At 72.9% G+C, this 16139-nt stretch carries 15 protein-coding genes; 12 read left to right on the top strand and 3 right to left on the bottom strand.

Features of this window, described 5'->3' with window-relative positions:
• Positions 1–31: 31 nt before the first annotated feature.
• The 9 genes from J3P36_RS01255 (at position 32) to J3P36_RS01215 (ending at position 11011) form a co-directional block, all read left to right on the top strand.
• Entirely contained in the window at positions 32–1420 is a 1389-nt protein-coding gene (locus tag J3P36_RS01255; protein WP_246854108.1) for an ABC transporter substrate-binding protein, read from the top strand.
• Positions 1417–2448: a sugar ABC transporter permease gene (locus J3P36_RS01250; protein WP_307806912.1), complete on the top strand. Its 1032-nt coding sequence runs from the start codon at positions 1417–1419 to the stop codon at positions 2446–2448. Before J3P36_RS01255 ends, J3P36_RS01250 begins: the two co-directional genes overlap by 4 nt.
• Complete coding sequence (locus tag J3P36_RS01245; RefSeq protein WP_210505448.1) at positions 2445–3371, top strand: carbohydrate ABC transporter permease; 927 nt, start codon at positions 2445–2447, stop codon at positions 3369–3371. The genes J3P36_RS01250 and J3P36_RS01245 overlap by 4 nt, the downstream gene beginning before the upstream one ends.
• Before the next feature lie 46 nt (positions 3372–3417).
• Positions 3418–4476 (top strand): zinc-binding alcohol dehydrogenase, encoded by a 1059-nt coding sequence (locus J3P36_RS01240; protein ID WP_210505447.1) that lies wholly within the window; start codon positions 3418–3420, stop codon positions 4474–4476.
• Positions 4473–5594: a Gfo/Idh/MocA family protein gene (locus J3P36_RS01235; protein ID WP_210505446.1), complete on the top strand. Its 1122-nt coding sequence runs from the start codon at positions 4473–4475 to the stop codon at positions 5592–5594. Before J3P36_RS01240 ends, J3P36_RS01235 begins: the two co-directional genes overlap by 4 nt.
• Positions 5591–6907 carry a glycoside hydrolase family 36 protein gene (locus tag J3P36_RS01230; protein ID WP_210505445.1) on the top strand — a complete coding sequence of 439 codons (1317 nt, stop codon included), beginning with the start codon at positions 5591–5593 and terminating at the stop codon, positions 6905–6907. The genes J3P36_RS01235 and J3P36_RS01230 overlap by 4 nt, the downstream gene beginning before the upstream one ends.
• Positions 6904–8619, top strand: a complete 1716-nt coding sequence (locus tag J3P36_RS01225; protein ID WP_210505444.1) for an alpha-amylase family glycosyl hydrolase — start codon at positions 6904–6906, stop codon at positions 8617–8619. Before J3P36_RS01230 ends, J3P36_RS01225 begins: the two co-directional genes overlap by 4 nt.
• Positions 8620–8674: 55 nt before the next feature.
• Complete coding sequence (locus J3P36_RS01220) at positions 8675–9718, top strand: winged helix DNA-binding domain-containing protein (RefSeq protein WP_210505443.1); 1044 nt, start codon at positions 8675–8677, stop codon at positions 9716–9718.
• A gap of 138 nt (positions 9719–9856) precedes the next feature.
• Positions 9857–11011, top strand: a complete 1155-nt coding sequence (locus J3P36_RS01215; protein ID WP_210505442.1) for an aminotransferase class V-fold PLP-dependent enzyme — start codon at positions 9857–9859, stop codon at positions 11009–11011.
• 15 nt (positions 11012–11026) lie between these two features.
• On the opposite strand, the gene J3P36_RS01210 is transcribed toward J3P36_RS01215, so the two are convergent.
• Positions 11027–11596, bottom strand: coding sequence for a DUF488 family protein (locus tag J3P36_RS01210; protein ID WP_210505441.1), 570 nt, complete (start codon positions 11594–11596; stop codon positions 11027–11029).
• Between the two features lie 221 nt (positions 11597–11817).
• Here J3P36_RS01210 and J3P36_RS01205 point away from each other — a divergent pair, with 221 nt between their 5' ends.
• Both J3P36_RS01205 and J3P36_RS01200 read left to right on the top strand, forming a co-directional pair.
• Positions 11818–12306, top strand: a complete 489-nt coding sequence (locus J3P36_RS01205) for a pyridoxamine 5'-phosphate oxidase family protein (RefSeq protein ID WP_210505440.1) — start codon at positions 11818–11820, stop codon at positions 12304–12306.
• A 59-nt stretch (positions 12307–12365) separates the two neighbouring features.
• Positions 12366–12695, top strand: a complete 330-nt coding sequence (locus J3P36_RS01200) for a hypothetical protein (RefSeq protein WP_210505439.1) — start codon at positions 12366–12368, stop codon at positions 12693–12695.
• Between the two features lie 101 nt (positions 12696–12796).
• Here J3P36_RS01200 and J3P36_RS01195 read toward each other — a convergent pair whose 3' ends face one another.
• Positions 12797–13375, bottom strand: a complete 579-nt coding sequence (locus tag J3P36_RS01195) for a thermonuclease family protein (protein ID WP_210505438.1) — start codon at positions 13373–13375, stop codon at positions 12797–12799.
• An 83-nt stretch (positions 13376–13458) separates the two neighbouring features.
• Between J3P36_RS01195 and J3P36_RS01190 the strand changes: the two genes are divergently transcribed.
• Positions 13459–14637 carry an FAD-dependent oxidoreductase gene (locus J3P36_RS01190; RefSeq protein ID WP_210505437.1) on the top strand — a complete coding sequence of 393 codons (1179 nt, stop codon included), beginning with the start codon at positions 13459–13461 and terminating at the stop codon, positions 14635–14637.
• 32 nt (positions 14638–14669) lie between these two features.
• Here the strand turns inward: J3P36_RS01190 and J3P36_RS01185 are convergent, their stop codons facing one another.
• Positions 14670–16076 (bottom strand): FAD-binding oxidoreductase, encoded by a 1407-nt coding sequence (locus tag J3P36_RS01185; RefSeq protein WP_210505436.1) that lies wholly within the window; start codon positions 16074–16076, stop codon positions 14670–14672.
• Positions 16077–16139: the final 63 nt, after the last annotated feature.

Raw genomic sequence — 16139 nt, 5'->3', positions numbered from 1 at the left:
CCCGGTGAAACTTCGTTCCAGAGCAGTGACGATGGCAGCCGCGGTGAGTGCAGCGGCGCTCGCCCTGACCGGCTGCACGAGCGGCGGCGGGGGAGGGAACGGCGACGGCGGCGGGGGAGACGGCGGCGGCGACGACAGCATCCTCTTCTGGGTGCAGGAGGACCTGCCCGACCGCGTCGCGGCCACCCAGGAGATCGTCGACGCGTTCGTCGCCGACTCCGGGACCCAGGTCGAGGTGGTCTCCGTCGCGGAGGACCAGTTCGCCCAGCTGATCACCGCGGCCGCGGCCGCCGGCGACCTGCCCGACGTCATCGGCGGCATCTCGCTGCCGCAGGTGCGCACCCTCTCGGCCAACGACCTCGTCAACACCGAAGCGGTCGGCGCCACCATCGAGGCGCTCGACCCGTCGACGTTCTCGGAGAGCGCCCTCGAGCTCGTCTCGGACGGCGACACCCGCCTCGCGGTGCCGAGCGAGTCGTGGCTGCAGATGCTCTTCTACCGGACCGACCTCTTCGAGGCGGCCGGGCTCGACGCCCCCGACTCGTACGAGAGCATCCTCGCCGCGGCAGAGGCGCTCAACACGGGCGGGGTGTCCGGCTTCGTGGGATCGACGGCACCCGGTGACGCGTTCACCGAGCAGACGTTCGAGCACATCGCGCTCGGCAACGACTGCCAGCTGGTCGACGACCAGGGCGAGGTGACGCTCGACTCCGACGCCTGCGTGGCGGCCTTCGAGTTCTACGGCGACCTCGTGACCCAGTACGGTCCTCCCGGGGCCCAGGACGTCGACACCACGCGCGCGAGCTACTTCGCCGGCACCGCAGCCATGACGATCTGGTCGAGCTTCCTGCTCGACGAGCTCGCCGGCCTCCGCAACGACGCGTTGCCCTCCTGCGCGGAGTGCGCCGGCAACCCGGCCTTCCTCGCCGAGAACACCGGCGTCGTGACCGCCATCGCGGGACCGGACGCGGACGACCCCGCGCAGTTCGGTGAGATCACGTCGTGGACGATCACCGCGGACGCCAACGCGGAGGCGTCGGAGGCGTTCATCGAGTACATGATGAGCGACGGCTACGAGCCGTGGATCGCGATCGCGCCCGAGGGCAAGGTGCCCGTCCGCCTCGGCACGCCCGAGGAGCCGACCGCGTACTCCGACGTCTGGTCCACGCTGCCCGTCGGCGTCGACACGAAGGCGCCTCTCGCCGACTTCTACTCGGCGGAGGTGCTCGAGGCTGTCGCGTCCGGGCCGGAGAACATCGGCCGCTGGGCGATCCCGCAGGGGCAGGGTGACCTGCTCGGCGCCCTGACCGGTGAGCAGCCCGTCGCGGCCGCGGTCGCCGGGGTGGCTCAGGGCGACGATCCGGCCACGGCCGCCCAGCAGGCCGCCGAGACGGTGCGATCGGTCGCGGGCTCGCTGTGACCCAGCTGGCCGGGGGGCCGGGCCGCATGGGCCCGGCCCCCAACCTCCCGCCGGAGCCCGAGAAGCTCGTCGGCGCGAGCGGGAAGCGCGGGAAGCGCGGCTTCCGGAGCAAGGAGGAGAACCGCGCGGGCCTGACGCTGATCTCGCCGACGCTGATCATCATCACCGTCGCGGTGGTGCTGCCGATCCTCTGGGCGGTCTCGCTCGCCTTCCAGCGGGTGCGGCTGATCAACATCCGCGGCACCGGCTTCTTCGGCGAGTACACGCTCGCGAACTTCGTGAACGTGATCACGTCGGACGGCTTCCTCGACGCGCTCTGGACGACGCTGCTCTACTCGGTGCTCGGCACGGCGCTCGCGATCGGCATCGGGCTGATCGCGGCGCTCGCGCTCCAGAAGCCGTTCAGGGGACGCGGCCTCATCCGCGCCGCTCTGCTCATTCCGTACGTCGCGCCGGTCGTCGCCGCCACCTTCGTGTGGTCGACGATGCTCAACCCGCAGTTCGGCGTCGTCAACTGGTTCGGCACCGAGGTGTTCGGCTGGGAGGAGCCGGTCGCGTTCCTCTCCGACCGGTCGGTGCCCGCGAGCATCTTCGGCTGGCAGGTGGAGCTGCCGATCGCGCTGATCACGGTGATCCTGTTCGAGGCGTGGCGGTCGTTCCCGTTCGCGTTCCTCTTCCTGACCGCGCGACTGCAGGCGGTGCCTGACGTCCTCGACGAGGCGGCCCGCATCGACGGCGCGACCCCGACGCAGCGCTTCCGGCACATCCTGCTGCCGCAGCTGCTGCCGACCATCGCGGTGCTGTCGGTGCTCCGCTTCATCTGGACGTTCAACAACTTCGACGACATCTACCTCCTCACCGGCGGCGGCGCCGGCACCGAGGTGGTCTCCGTCCGCGTCTTCAACTACCTGACGGCGCGCGGTGACATCGGGGCGGCGTCGGCGCAGGCGCTTGTGCTCGCGGTGATCCTCGCCGTGCTCGTCACCATCTACCTCAAGCTGTTCGGCCGGCAGGAGGAGCAGGCATGAGCACCACGACGTCGACCCGGGCGCCGAACCGGGCGGCCGGCGGCCAGGCGAAGGGCGTCGGCCGCGACGGGTTCGAGAACACGCTCTTCGCGATCCTCAAGCCGATCGTGATCACACTGCTCGTGCTCGTCGCGGTCGTGCCGTTCTACTACATGGTGCTGCTGAGCTTCCGGTCGCTCGACTCGCTGCTGCGGAACCCGGGCGCGCTCTGGATCACCCCGGCCGAGTTCGACCCCAGCACGTACCTCAACGTGCTCGCCCCCGTCTCCGAGGGCGGGCAGGGGTTCGCGAACTTCATGCGCAACTCGCTGCTCGTCGCGCTCGGCACGGTGGCCCTGTCGCTGCTCGTCGCGATCCCCGGCGCGTATGCGGTGAGCCGGCTCGCGTTCTTCGGCCGGCGGCAGGTGTCGGGGCTGTTCCTCGCCGTGTACTTCTTCCCGAGCATCCTGCTCGCGGTCCCGCTCTTCGTGTTCTTCACGCAGATCGGGCTCCGCGGCTCCCTCGTCGGGCTGCTGATCGTCTACGTCTCGCAGGTGGTGGCCGTGTCGATCTACACGCTGCGCAACTACTTCGCGACGATCCCGGTGTCGCTCGAGGAGGCGGCGGCGATCGACGGCGCGGGCCGGCTGCAGACGATGTGGCGCGTGAGCCTGCCGCTCGCGATGCCCGCCATCGTGTCGAACGGCCTGTTCATCTTCATGATCGCGTGGAACGAGTTCCTGTTCGCGCTGCTCTTCCTCGTCGAGCGGCGGGAGGCGTGGACGGTGTCGCTCGGGCTGTCGCAGCTCGGCGGCAGCATCGAGGTGCCGACGACCGTGCTGATGGCGGGCTCCGTCATCCTCACGCTGCCGATCATCCTCCTGTTCTTCGCCTCGGAGCGGCTGCTCGTCGGCGGCCTCACCGCTGGCGCCGAGAAGGGCTGACCCCCACCACCTCCGGCCTCCCACCACGGAAGGAGGGCGCATCCCCGTGCCCCACGTCGTCCAATTCCCCGGCCCCCGCCGGGTGGAGCTCGTCGAGACCGACGCGGCCCCGCTCGGCCCGGGCGAGGTCCGGGTCGCCACCTGGTACTCCGGGATCTCGGCCGGCACCGAGCTCACCGCGTACCGCGGCACCAACCCGTACTTGACGTCGACGTGGGATGCGGACGCCCGGCTCTTCGTGCCCGGCACCCCGAGCTTCGGGTACCCGGTCGTCGGCTGGGGCTACTCGGAGGTCGGCCAGGTCGTCGAGGTCGCGAAGGACGTCATGGCGCCCGGCGTCGGCGACCTCGTGCACGGGATCTGGGGACACCGCAGCGACGCCGTCCTGCCCGCCTCCGCGCTCGCCTGGCGCGTGCTGCCGGACGGCGCGGATCCGCTGCTCGGCACCTTCGCCCGGGTCGGCTCGATCGCACTCAACGCGGTGCTCGCCGCCGACGTGCGGCTGGGGGAGCAGGTCGCCATCTTCGGCCAGGGCGTCATCGGCCTCCTCGCCACCCGGCTCGCGACCCTGTCCGGCGCCCGGGTTCTCGCGGTCGACGCGCAGCCGGCGCGGCTCGAGGTCGCGCGGCGGTTCGGCGCGGCCGAGGGAGTGGATGCGCGACGGGAAGGCGGCGCCGGCCGGCGCATCCGGGAACTCACCGGCGGTGGCGCCGACAGCGCGATAGAGCTGTCCGGCGTCGACGCGGCCCTGCACGAGGCGGTGCGGTCCGTGGTGGTCGAGGGGCTCGTCGCTGCCTCCGGCTTCTACCAGGGCGGGGCGTCGAACCTGCGCCTGGGGGAGGAGTTCCACCACAACCGCGTGCGGATCGTCGCGAGCCAGATCGCCGGCGTTCCCGCCGGGCTCGGCGGCCGGTGGGACCAGCCGCGACTCGTCCGCACCGTGCTGGGGCAGCTCCTCTCCGGCGCCGTGGACGGGCGCGCCCTCGTCACCGACGTCGTCGACGCCCCGCGGGTCGCCGAGGTCTTCGAGAGGCTCGACAGCGGCGACCCCGCCATGCTGCAGGCGCTGCTCCGGTTCGACGCGGCACCGCGGAGCGCGGCATGAGCGGGTTCACCGGCTCCCCTCTGTCGTCCGTGCCGGACTATCGGCCGCGGATCCCCGCCTCGCCGGCCGCCGTCGGCCTCATCGGCGCCGGTGCGATCGCGCGGACGGCGCACCTGCCCGGCTACGCCGCGTGGGGCGTCCCCGTCGTCGCGGTCGCGTCCCGCAAGGTCGAGGACGCCCGCCGGCTCGCCGCCGACTTCGGCATCGGCCGGGTGCATGCGGGCGTCCACGAGCTGCTCGCCGATCCGGAGGTGGCGGTCGTCGACCTCGCCACCGGCCCCTTCGGGCGCGTCGACCTGGTCGCCGCCGCGGTTCGGGCGGGCAAGCACGTGCTCGCTCAGAAGCCGCTCGCCGTGGAACCGGCCGACCTGCCGCGCCTCCAGGCGGTGCTCGCCGAGGCCCGCGAGCGGGGCGTCCGCGTCGCCGTGAACCAGAACGGCCGCTGGGCGCCGGCCTGGCGGCTCGCGAGCCTGCTCATCCGAGACGGTGCGATCGGCGACGTGGTCGGCGTGACGCACCTGCACGACAAGCCGCTGCCGCCGCTCGCCGGCACGCCCTTCGACGACATCCCGCACATGCTGATCACCGACTACCTCGTGCACTGGTTCGACATCACCCGCTGCTGGCTCGAGGGCACGAGCGTCACCTCGGTCACCGCCGCGGACTCCCGGGTGCCCCGCCAGCCGGACGAGGCCCGGAACCCGTGGCAGGCGACCGTGCACCTCGGCCTCGACAGCGGCGCGAGCGCGCTGCTGCGCATCGTCGGCAACGCGCGGACCCGGACGGGCGGCTGCCCGTTCTGGATCCACGGCACCGAGGGCACGATCCGGGGAAGCGTGCTGCTCGGCTCCGACTCGCTCGTCCTCGAGCGCGGCGACGCGAGCACGAGGTACGCGCTCGAGGGCCAGTGGTTCCCCGACGGGTTCGCCGGAACGATGGGCGAGCTGCTCACCGCCATCGCGGAGGACCGCGAGCCGGAGAACTCGGCGGAGCACGTGCTGGCGACGGTGCGGCTCGGCATCGCGGCGGCCGCGTCCGCCGAGGCCGGCGGTGTGCCGGTGCGGCCCGACGGCCTCGTGCTGACGAGACCGGGCGAGCGAGCGGAGGTGCGGGCGTGAGGATCGTCGACGAGGTGCCGGTCGGCCCGGAGGGCCGCGTCTACGCCGAGGGCTGGCAGAGCTGGAGTCCCACCACCTGGTACGGCGTCACCCACCCGATGCACCGGCCCGCGGAGGGCTGGCAGCACCTGATGCGCTTCCGGCCGGGCACCGAGCTGCCCGAGCGCGGACTGCAGGGCGAAGGGCTGCTCGTCGTCGATCCCGGCGACGGCAGTCCCGCGCGCGCCTACGGCACCCCCGACGCCCGATCCTCCGTTCCCACCATCCGCGCGGAGTGGCGGACCGACCGGGTGACCGTGAGCGCCGACGACGAGGTGGAGCGGTGGTCGGCCGAGGGCACGTCGCCGGGCGCGTCGGGGGCGGAGCCCGGGTCGGCGGGGCTCGCGGCCCTCGAGGAGTTCGGCGACCGGTTCGGCGCCGCGATGGGCGCCCGCACGTCGGACGCCGTGCCCCGGGTGTGGTGCACCTGGTACCACTACTTCGAGGAGGTCACCGCCGGCGACGTCCTGGAGAACCTCGCCGCGATCGGGCGGGAGGAGCTGCCGGTCGAGGTCGTCCAGGTCGACGACGGCTGGAGCCTCGGCACGGGGGAGTGGACCCGGCCGCGGCCCGGCTTCGGCTCGCTGCCCGACGTCGTCGCGGCGATCCGGGACAGCGGCCGGCGCGCCGGCATCTGGCTCGCTCCCTTTCTCGTGGGGTCGAAGTCGTCGATCGCGACCGAACACCCGGACTGGCTGGTCGGCCCCGCCGGCTACAACTGGGGCGACGACCTCGTCGGCCTCGACCTCACCCATCCCGGCGTGCGCGGCTACCTCACCGAGGTGCTGTCCGGCCTCCGCGACCTCGGCATCGACTACGCCAAGCTCGACTTTCTCTACGGGGGAGCGGTCCCCGGCCGCCGCCACGACTCCGACGCGACGCCGGTCGAGGCCTACCGCTCGGGCCTCGAACTCGTCCGCGAGGTGATGGGGGAGGACGCGTACCTGCTCGGCTGCGGCGCCCCCATCCTGCCGAGCGTCGGCCTCGTCGACGCCATGCGGGTCTCGCCCGACACCTTCCACGAGGGCGGCGAGAACGGCTCGCAGGGGCTGCGCGGCCGGATGTCGCTCGAGGCCCGCGCGTGGCAGCACGGCCGGCTCTGGACCAACGACCCCGACTGCCTCGTCGCCCGCCCGCAGTTCGAGCTCCGCGACGAGTGGGCCGAGGCGGTGCTGAGCGCGCCCGGCATCCGCGGCTTCTCCGACCGCATCGCCGACCTCGACGACCGCGGCCGGGACCTCGTCCGGCGGCTCCTGGAGGGGAGGACGGCATGACCGAGTGGACCGCCGACGGAGGCGACGCGCTCCGGGCGCGGCTGGCGCCGATCGTCGAGAACCTCTATCCGGGCCGCGACGGAGAGGTGCTGCCGCAGCTTCTCGCGCTCGCCGAGCGCTGGGCTCCGCGCATCCCGCGGGCCGACCGAGAGCGCCCGGACCAGGGCACCGCCTACCTCATCACCTACGGCGACGCGTTCCGGCGGGAGGGGGAGGCGCCGCTGCACACCCTGCGCGACGTGCTGCGCGAGCACGTGCGCGACGCCGTGACGGATGTGCACCTGCTGCCCATCTACCCCTGGACCTCCGACGACGGCTTCGGCGTCGTCGACCACCGCGAGGTGAACCCCGCGCTCGGCACGTGGGACGACGTCGCCGACCTGCGCGCCGACCACGCCCTGATGCTCGACTTCGTCGCCAACCACCTCTCGAGCTCGAGCCCCTGGTTTCGCGGCTGGCTCGCCCGGAATCCGCGGTACGCCGGCTACTTCCTCGAGCCGGGGGAGGACTTCGACACCTCCCGGGTCGTCCGGCCGCGCACGACGCCGCTGACGCACGAGTACGAGCGGCCCGACGGCACGGTCGCGCGCGCGTGGACCACCTTCGGCCCCGACCAGGTGGACGTGGACCCGAGCACGCCCGCCGTGCTGCTCGACCTCACCGACGTGCTGCTCGGCTACCTCTCGCACGGCGCGACGACGGTCCGGCTCGACGCGATCGGGTTCCTCTGGAAGCGCTCGGGCACCACCTGCATCCACCTGCCCGAGACGCACGGCGTGATCCGCATCTGGCGGGCGATCGTCGACGCCATCGCGCCGGGCGCGCTCCTCCTCACCGAGACGAACGTGCCGCACAGCGACAACATCGGCTACTTCGGCGACGGGTCGGACGAGGCGAACATGGTCTACCAGTTCGCCCTGCCGCCCCTCGTGCTGCACTCGTTCGTCACCGGCCGCGCCACGGCGCTCGCGCGCTGGGCGGCGGACATCCGCCCGGTGAGCCCGACGGCGACCTGGTTCAACTTCCTCGCGAGCCACGACGGCATCGGCATCCGCCCGACGACGGGGCTCCTCACCGACGAGGACCGCGCGCTGCTCGTCGACCGCGTGCGTGCCCGGGGCGGCCGCGTCTCCACCGCGAAGCGGCAGGACGGTACAGAGGACGTCTACGAGCTCAACACCAACTACCTCGATGCACTCGTCGACCCCGCGGACCCGGACCCGGACGCCGCCGCGGTCGTGCGCGGCCTCGCTGCCCACGCGATCCTGCTGTCGCTCGTCGGCGTGCCCGCCATCTACTACCACTCGCTCCTCGGCTCCGGTCAGGACCGGGAGGGGATGGAGGCGAGCGACATCGCCCGGCGCATCAACCGGGAAGTGCTCGACGCCGACCGGCTCCGCGCCGAGCTCGAGACGTCCGACCGGCGCCGCGGGATGCTGGAGGGCCTGCGCGTGCTGCTCGAGACCCGGCGGGGCCTGCCGGGCTTCTCGCCGTTCGCCGACCAGGCCGTCGAGGAGCACGACGAGCGCGTTCTCGTCGTCCGCCGTGCGGCGGGGACGCCGCACGAGCTCGTCGCCGCCGTGAACGTCAGCGCGGAGGAGGTCCACCTCCCGGCGCTCGGCGGCGTCGACGTCCTGACCGGAACCCGGCACGAGGGCGGCCTGCGGCTCCCGCCGCACGGCTACGCCTGGCTCGTCCCCGGCGAGCGCTGAGCGCACACCTCCCGGACCCCGTGATCCGCTAGGCGTCGCCCGATACGGTGCTCGCATGCTGAGCGTGCGGGACCTCAACCGCACCCTGCTGCGCCGCCAGCACCTCCTCGAGCGCACGTCGATGCCCGCGCTCGACATGGTGCGCCACCTCGTCGGGCTGCAGGGGCAGGAGAACCTGCCGCCCTACCTGTCGCTGGCCGCCCGGCTCGAGCCGTTCGATCCGCTCGAGCTCTCCGGCGCCATCGAGCGGGGTGAGGCCGTCCGACTGCTGACGATGCGCGGCACCGTCCACGTGCTCGCCGCCGAGGACGCCCTCCAGCTGCGGCCCTGGGTTCAGCCGGTGATCAGCCGGGTCAGCGGCAGCAACCAGATGAACCGCGAGGCCCGGCATGTGCCCGTCGACGAGGTCGTGGCGGCGGCCCGGCGCCTGCTCGCCGCCGGACCCCTGCCGAACCGGGAGCTGGGGGAGCGGCTCGCGGCGGAGTTCCCGGGCGCTCCGGGCCCCGCGCTCGGGCATCTCGCCCGAGAGCACGCGCCGCTCGTCCAGCTGCCGCCGCGCGGCCTGTGGAAGCGGTCCGGCGGAGTCGTCTACCAGACGCTCGAGAACCATCTCGGCCGGCCGATGGCCGCGCTCGACGTCCGCGAGCTCGTCCGCCGCTACCTCCGCGCCTTCGGGCCCGCCACTCCCGCCGACATGGCCGCGTGGTCCGGCGTCCGCGGCCTCGCCGACGTCTTCGGCGGGATGAGGGACGAGCTCGTCGAGGTCCCGAGCGCCGACGGGCGCATCCGGTTCGACGTGCCCGACGCCCCGTTCGCCGACGGCGGCGAGCCAGCGCCGGTGCGGATGCTGGGCGCCTACGACAACGTGTGGCTCTCGCATGCGGACCGCGCGCACATCAGCACGCCCGAGGCCCGGCGAAAGTGGATGGGTGCGAACGCCGGCGTCGGCAACGTCCTCCTCGTCGACGGCTTTCTCGGCGGGCTGTGGTGGTGGCGGGACGGTGCGGTTCAGCTGAATCTCTTCGAGACGCTCACCCCGCTGCAGCGCGACGAGCTCGCCGAGGAGATCGAGCGGGTGTCAGCACTCCTCGCGGACTGAGGCGCGCGTCCGCTCAGCCCAGGTCGGGCGCCCGCCCAGCCGGTGCCGGGCGGTCGGCGGATCGCCGCGCGGCTCGTTGTGGGCAGGCTCCGCTCGCCCCTAGCATCGGCCTCACCTGGACCCGACGACGGGAGGGCGATGATGCCCGACATCCGCACCGCGCGCGAGCTGTTCCCCGCGACGAGGAACGTCGCCTACTTCAACACCGCGGCGGTCGGCCTCGCCAGCACCGCCCTCGACGACGCCTACCGCGCCTACCTCGACGAGTGGCTCGACCAGGGCCTCGACCTCGTCCGTGGCGACGCGGCGGGAGAGGTCGCACGCACCGCGGTCGCGCGCCTCCTCGGGGCGGATCGCGAGGATGTCGCGCTGATCGCCACCGTCTCGAACGCCGCGGGCCTCGTGGCCGCGCAGTTCGGGCCGGCCGAGCCGGGCGACAACATCATCATCGGCGAGCGCGAGTACTCGTCGAACCACTTCCCGTGGCGGATGCTCGAGAAGAAGGGGTACGAGATCCACGCGGTGCCCTTCCGCAACGGCGGCATCGACCCGGAGCTCGTCGCCGAGCGCATCGACGACCAGACCCGGCTGCTCGCCTTCAGCTCGGTGCAGAGCGCGACCGGGCACCGATCGCGGACGGCCGACCTCGGCGACCTCGCCCACTCCGTCGGCGCGCTCGTCTTCGTCGACGGCACCCAGCAGGTCGGCGCGCTGCCGGTTCCCGCCGAGGAGCTGGCCGAGATCGACGTGCTCTCCTTCGCCGACCACAAGTTCCTCTGCAATGCAGGCCGCGGCGTCGGCTACTGCTGGTTCTCGAAGGCCGTGCAGGAGTGGTTCACGCCGATGAACGCGGGCTGGAAGGCGGGCCGCAGCCCGTACCAGAGCTTCTACGGCCCCGGCATGGACCTGTCGCCGACCGCCTCCCGCTTCGACAGCCCGATCAGCTGGCTCGCCGCGATCGGCGACCAGGCCGCCCTCGCCGTGATCGAGGAGTTCGGCGCGGACGCGATCTACGCGCGGAACCGGGAACTGGAGGCGATCCTGCGGACCGGTCTCGTCGAGTCGGGGTGGGAGCCGCTCGACCTGCCGGAGGAGAACCGCAGCAGCATCGTCGCCGTTCCGCTGCCGGACGGCGAGTCCGCGCCGCTGCTCGCCCACCTCAAGGAGCAGGGCATCGTCGCCGCGGTCCGCGACGGCAACCTCCGCCTCTCGCTGCACTTCTACAACGACGAGGACGACATCGAGCGGCTGCTCGCCGCTCTCGCGTCACCGCCGCACTCGGGCCGCCGCTGAGGCCGTCGGTGCGCGTCAGGTCTCCTGCTCGGCGGGGTAGGTGACCCGGTCGCCGTCGAGGCGCGCGAACGGCCGCAGCACATGCGGGCGGGCCGACGTGGCCGACAGGATGTCGAGCACCGTGATGGAGCGGGCCACCAGCGCGTCACCGATCATCGACCGGTGGCACCGCCACGGGACGGCCTCCGCGCACATGATCGCCGTCGGGACATCGCGGGCTCGCTCGATGAGCTCCTCGATCGCCGCGGCGAACTCGGGCGTCTGCATGTGGTCGGCGTAGCCGCGGAAGGAGTCGTTGCGCCAGGCGCCGTTCGGGCTGTCGCGGCGGGGGTGCCGCAGGCCGCCCAGCGCGGGCATCCGGATGTACCGGATACCGCCCTCGGGGAGCGACGCGGCGAGCGCGTCCTCGTTGAACTGCGGGTTCGTCCGCGACCTCGGCACGGTCCGCACGTCGACCAGCAGGCCGATGCCGTGGGCGTGCAGGATCCCGAGGAATTCGTCGATGGGGTGCGTGGAGTGCCCGATGGTGAAGACGCGGAGGCCCTGCTCCGCGGTCTCCGCTGGCGGGGGCGCATCGACCGCCATCCCGGGCTCCTTCCTGGTCGGAGGGGAGTTCAGGCTACGCCGCCCGTTTCGCGTCGGTCCGAGCGGCCGCACAGCCCCGATCGGCGGCACGAGAGTCGGGTGGCAGGCGCGCGGCGCAGAGTACTCCCGCTCGGGCGCGCTCGTGCCCAGCCGCCTGGAAGCCTCCGGTCCTACCGTCGGTCGCGGCGACCCACCGACACCCGACTACAGGAGGCAGCGACATGACGACGGCGACCAAGGACGAGCTGGAGCAGATCGGCGCGCTCATCAAGGACTCCAAGATCGGGGTCCTCACCACGATGACCGAGGACGGCCGCCTCGTCAGCCGGCCGCTCGCCACCGTCGAGGCGGAGTTCGACGGCGACGTCTGGTTCTTCACCTACGACGACGCGGAGAAGGTGCACCAGATCCAGCACGACAGCCACGTGAACGTCTCCTACGAGTCGGGGAAGGGCTACCTCTCCCTCTCCGGCCGCGCCGAGCTCGTGCGCGACCGCGCGAAGGTCGACGAGTACTGGAACACCGGGGCGCAGGCCTGGTTCGAGAAGGGCAAGGACGACCCGCACATCGCTTTGCTCAAGGTGCACGCGGAGAGCGCCGAGTACTGGGCGATGACGGACCCGAAGCCGGTGGCGCTGCTGAAGTACGCGAAGGCGGCGGCGACGGGCGGCAAGCCGAACACGGGGGAGAACCACTCCGTCGCGCTCTGAGACCTGTCCGGCGTCGGTGGAGCCGCCATACTGGCGTGCACCGACCCGAGGAGGACGCGATGACGGCACCGACGCCCACCGAGGATGCGCTGCAGCTGTTCGAGGACCTCATCGAGGCCCTCGGCCCGGACGTGCGGCGAGCCCAGATGATGGGCCGGCCGACGCTGATGACCGGTCGGAAGATGGTCGCCTGCCTCAACGGCGACGTGCTGGGCATCCGACTCGGCCGAGACACGGAGCCGTTCGCGGAGGCGCTCGACGTGGACGGGGCGGAGGTGTTCCAGCCGGGACCCGGCCACCGGTTCAAGGACTGGGTGGCCATCCCGTCCTCGAGCGGCGACGCGTGGATGCCGTACACGGTCGCCGCCCTCGAGAGCCTGCGGGCCTGAGACCGGTTCTCCCGCTGCCGAGATGCCACTTTCCGCCCTCATTCGGCCGTTTTGAGGGCGGAAAGTGGCATCTCGGGCGCCTTCGGCACACGCGGGATCGCTCAGGCGCAGGGGAGGGACGGGTCCCAGAGGCCGCGGTTCGCGTCCTGGGCCTCCTCCATCGCCTCCTGCACCTCGGGGCGGAACCGGTCGTTCGGCTGCACCGTGATCGCCTCGGCGAGGCCGGCGCGGGCGAGCTCGACGCTCACGTTGCGGCCGTCCTCCGTGTAGACGGCGGCGAGCATCCGGTCGTAGTCGTCGAAGCGGTCCTCGTCGAAGACGAGCGTCACCTCCGCGCCCGCGGGCAGCAGGTCGGCGGCGAGCTCGGAGGCCTCCGGGCCGAGGCACTCGACCGGACGGTCCTCGGCGACGGACTCGGGTGTGTCGATGTTGAGCAGGCGCACGCGCTGCCGCTCCCCGTCCAGGTCAACGATCACGGTGTCGCCGTCGACCACCCGCTCGACGACGGCGGGGGTCCCCTCGGCCTGGCCGGCGGACGGCGACTGCGTCGTCGGAGTGCCGTCGGATCCGAGAGTGACCGTCACGACGTCGCAACCTGCCAGGGCGGCGCCGGCCGCCGCTGCCGCGAGTGCAGCCGACAGCACCCGCCGACGAGCGCCGCGACGCCGAGCTCTTCCCATCCGATGGACACTACCGGGACCGGGAGCAGCTCCCAGCCGGGTGCCTCGCGCCGAGGGACGAGCGGGGATGGCAGGCTGGCTGCATGAGCATCACCCCGGCGACCGGCGAGACCAGACCGATGCGGATCGTCGTCGTCGGAGCGGGCGCGTGGGGGCTGCCGGCCGCGGCGCAGCTCGCCCTGCGCGGGCACGACGTCACGCTCGTCGACCGCTACGGCCCCGGGAACGCGCGCTCCTCGTCCTCGGGTCCGACCCGGATCTGGCGGCTCATCCACGCCGACGAGCCCCGCGTGCGCCTCGCGCTGCAGGCCGTGCAGGCGATGGAGCGGCTCCAGCAGCGCTCCGGCCGGACGGTGTTCCTCCGCAAGGGCGTGCTCTGGCGCGACACCTCCTCGCTCGAGGCGGCCGCCGCGGCGCTCGAGGCCTGCGGTGTGCCGTACACGGCGGTGCCGGCGGCGGAGGTGGGCCGGTTCTTCCCCGGCCTCGTGCCGGACCACCGGGACGCGATCTGGCAGGAGGAGGCCGGCGTCGTGCTCGCGGCAACGACCCTCGCCGCGCAGCTCGACCTGTTCACCGTCGCCGGCGGGCGGACCGAGTTCGGGCGGGCCGTGGCCGCCGTCGACTCCTCCGGGACGGGGGTGCGGGTCTCCTACGAGGACGGTGCGACGGACCGGTTCGATCGTGCGGTGCTCGCCGCGGGCCCGGAATCGGAGGCGCTCCTCGCGACCCTCGGCGTGCGGATGCCGCTGCGGCCCTACCTCGAGCAGGTCGTCACATTCGGCGAGCCCGGCCGCCCGGAGCGCACCGACGACCTGCCGTGCTTCATCGACGGCGCTGCCGGCGGCGAGCCGCTGGTCTACGCGATGCCGACGCCCGGCCTCGGCTACAAGATCGGCCTCGACCGGCCCCTCCGCGACTACACCTCCGCCGACGGCGACCGGTCGCCCGATGACGAGGGCATCCGCCTCACGGCCGCCCGGATGCGCCGCGACATCCCGACCCTGCCGACGGAGCTGATGCAGGCGCAGGTGTGCTCGTGGACCGACTCGCCCGACGGCAAGTTCGTGATCGACCGGCTCGGCGACGACGTCGTCATCGCGTGCGGCGACTCGGGGGAGGGGTTCAAGTTCTCGGCGCTGATCGGCGAGATCCTCGCCGACCTCGCCGAGCACCGGGAGCCGGATGCGGACATCCGCCCGTTCTCGATCCGCCGCTTCGACGCGGGCGTCGAGTGGCGGCACCACTCGCTGACGCTCGGCTGACCCGCCTCGCGCCGCCGCGCGGAGGACCCCGGTCAGTCGGCGAGCTGCAGCGCCTCCCGGATCGGCCGACCCGCTCGGAGCACGTGCTTCGGGTCGTACTGCTCGATGAGCCCGACCAGGCGCTCGAGCGTCTCGCGGTCGTAGATGCGCGCCGAGCGGCGCGGATCCATGCTCCCCGCGAAGTTGGGCAGGGCGCCGTCGCTCGACCACGGCTCCATGGCGGAGGCGATCGCCTGCGAGTCGGCGACCACCGCCTCGCCCTCGGGGCCGACCGGGATTCCGATGCTGAGGAGCGAGTACGCCGCATCCCGGTGGCTGAAGGCGGTGCCGTGCTCCGGGGCCATCGCCACCGCGCCGCCCAGCTGCCGGACCTCCACCATGGCCTGCCGGCACTCGGATTGCGGGCCCGCCACCGCGAGGAGGGCGTCAACCGCCTCCGGCGAGAAGGTGTGCAGGATCGAGTTGTGCTCGTGGAAGGGGAGCGGGTCGACGGGGTCGGAGTGGATCATCCCGAGCTGCGTGTACGGCATCTCACCGATGGCGCCGAAGATCGGCGTGCCGACGGCGAGGATGGGGGTGAACACCCGCTGACCGTCCTCCGGGTCGCCGACCCAGGCGAACCGCACCGCCACCGTCGTCCGGCCGGCGAGCGGCGGCGGCACGAACGGCGCGTCGGGCAGCCGCTCGATCGCGATCGAGGTCGTCGCCTGATCGACGAGGGAGGGGCACCACTCGGCCCACGTCCGGACCACCCGCTCCACGTGCTCGGCTCCGAAGTACACCGCGCCGCCGTAGAGGGTCCGCAGGTGCACGAGCTCGGTCTCCACCGCGGTCACGATGCCGAGGGAGCCCTTGCCGCCGCGGAGGCCCCAGAACAGGTCGGGATGCTCCGTCGCCGTCACCCGGCGGAACTCGCCGTCGCCGGTCACCAGGTCGAAGGCGACCACGCGGTCGGCGGACACGCCGTAGGTTCGGGCGAGGGGGCCGAGGCCGCCACCGGTGAGGAATCCGGCGACGCCGACGGTGGGAGAGGACCCGGCGAGGGGCGCCAGCCCGTGCTCGGCGGCCTCCTCCATCACGCGCTCCCACTTCACGCCGGCACCGATGCGCGCCCATCCGTCCGGCCGGATCTCGAGCTCGTCGAAGCGCCCGGTGTGCACGAGGAGCACGTTCTGGAGGTGGTTGATGATGCCGTGGCCGGTGGCGCGCACGCCCACCTCGAGGTCGTGCGCGGCGGCGAAGCGGACGACGGCCTGGACGTCCTCGACGCTCACCACCTCGACGACGGCGAGCGGATGCGTCTCCTCCGCGAGGTTCCAGGGTGTCGCGAGGCGCGTGTACTCGTCGCTGCCGGGGGAGTGGACGAAGCCGGACAGCGCGCCGGCGAGCTCGTCCAGGGGTGCGGATGATGCGGTGGGGCTCTCGGGGGCGAGCGTCATGAGGGTCCTCTCTCGGGTTCGGGAAGGGACCGCGGCGAGGACGTTGGGTCCGGGCGCGGCGGC

Origin of the sequence: Naasia sp. SYSU D00057, assembly GCF_017916505.1 — a bacterium.
Lineage (GTDB): Bacteria > Actinomycetota > Actinomycetes > Actinomycetales > Microbacteriaceae > Naasia.
Note: the sequence above shows the minus strand (reverse complement) of the source record. Positions and strands in the feature narration are given on the sequence as shown.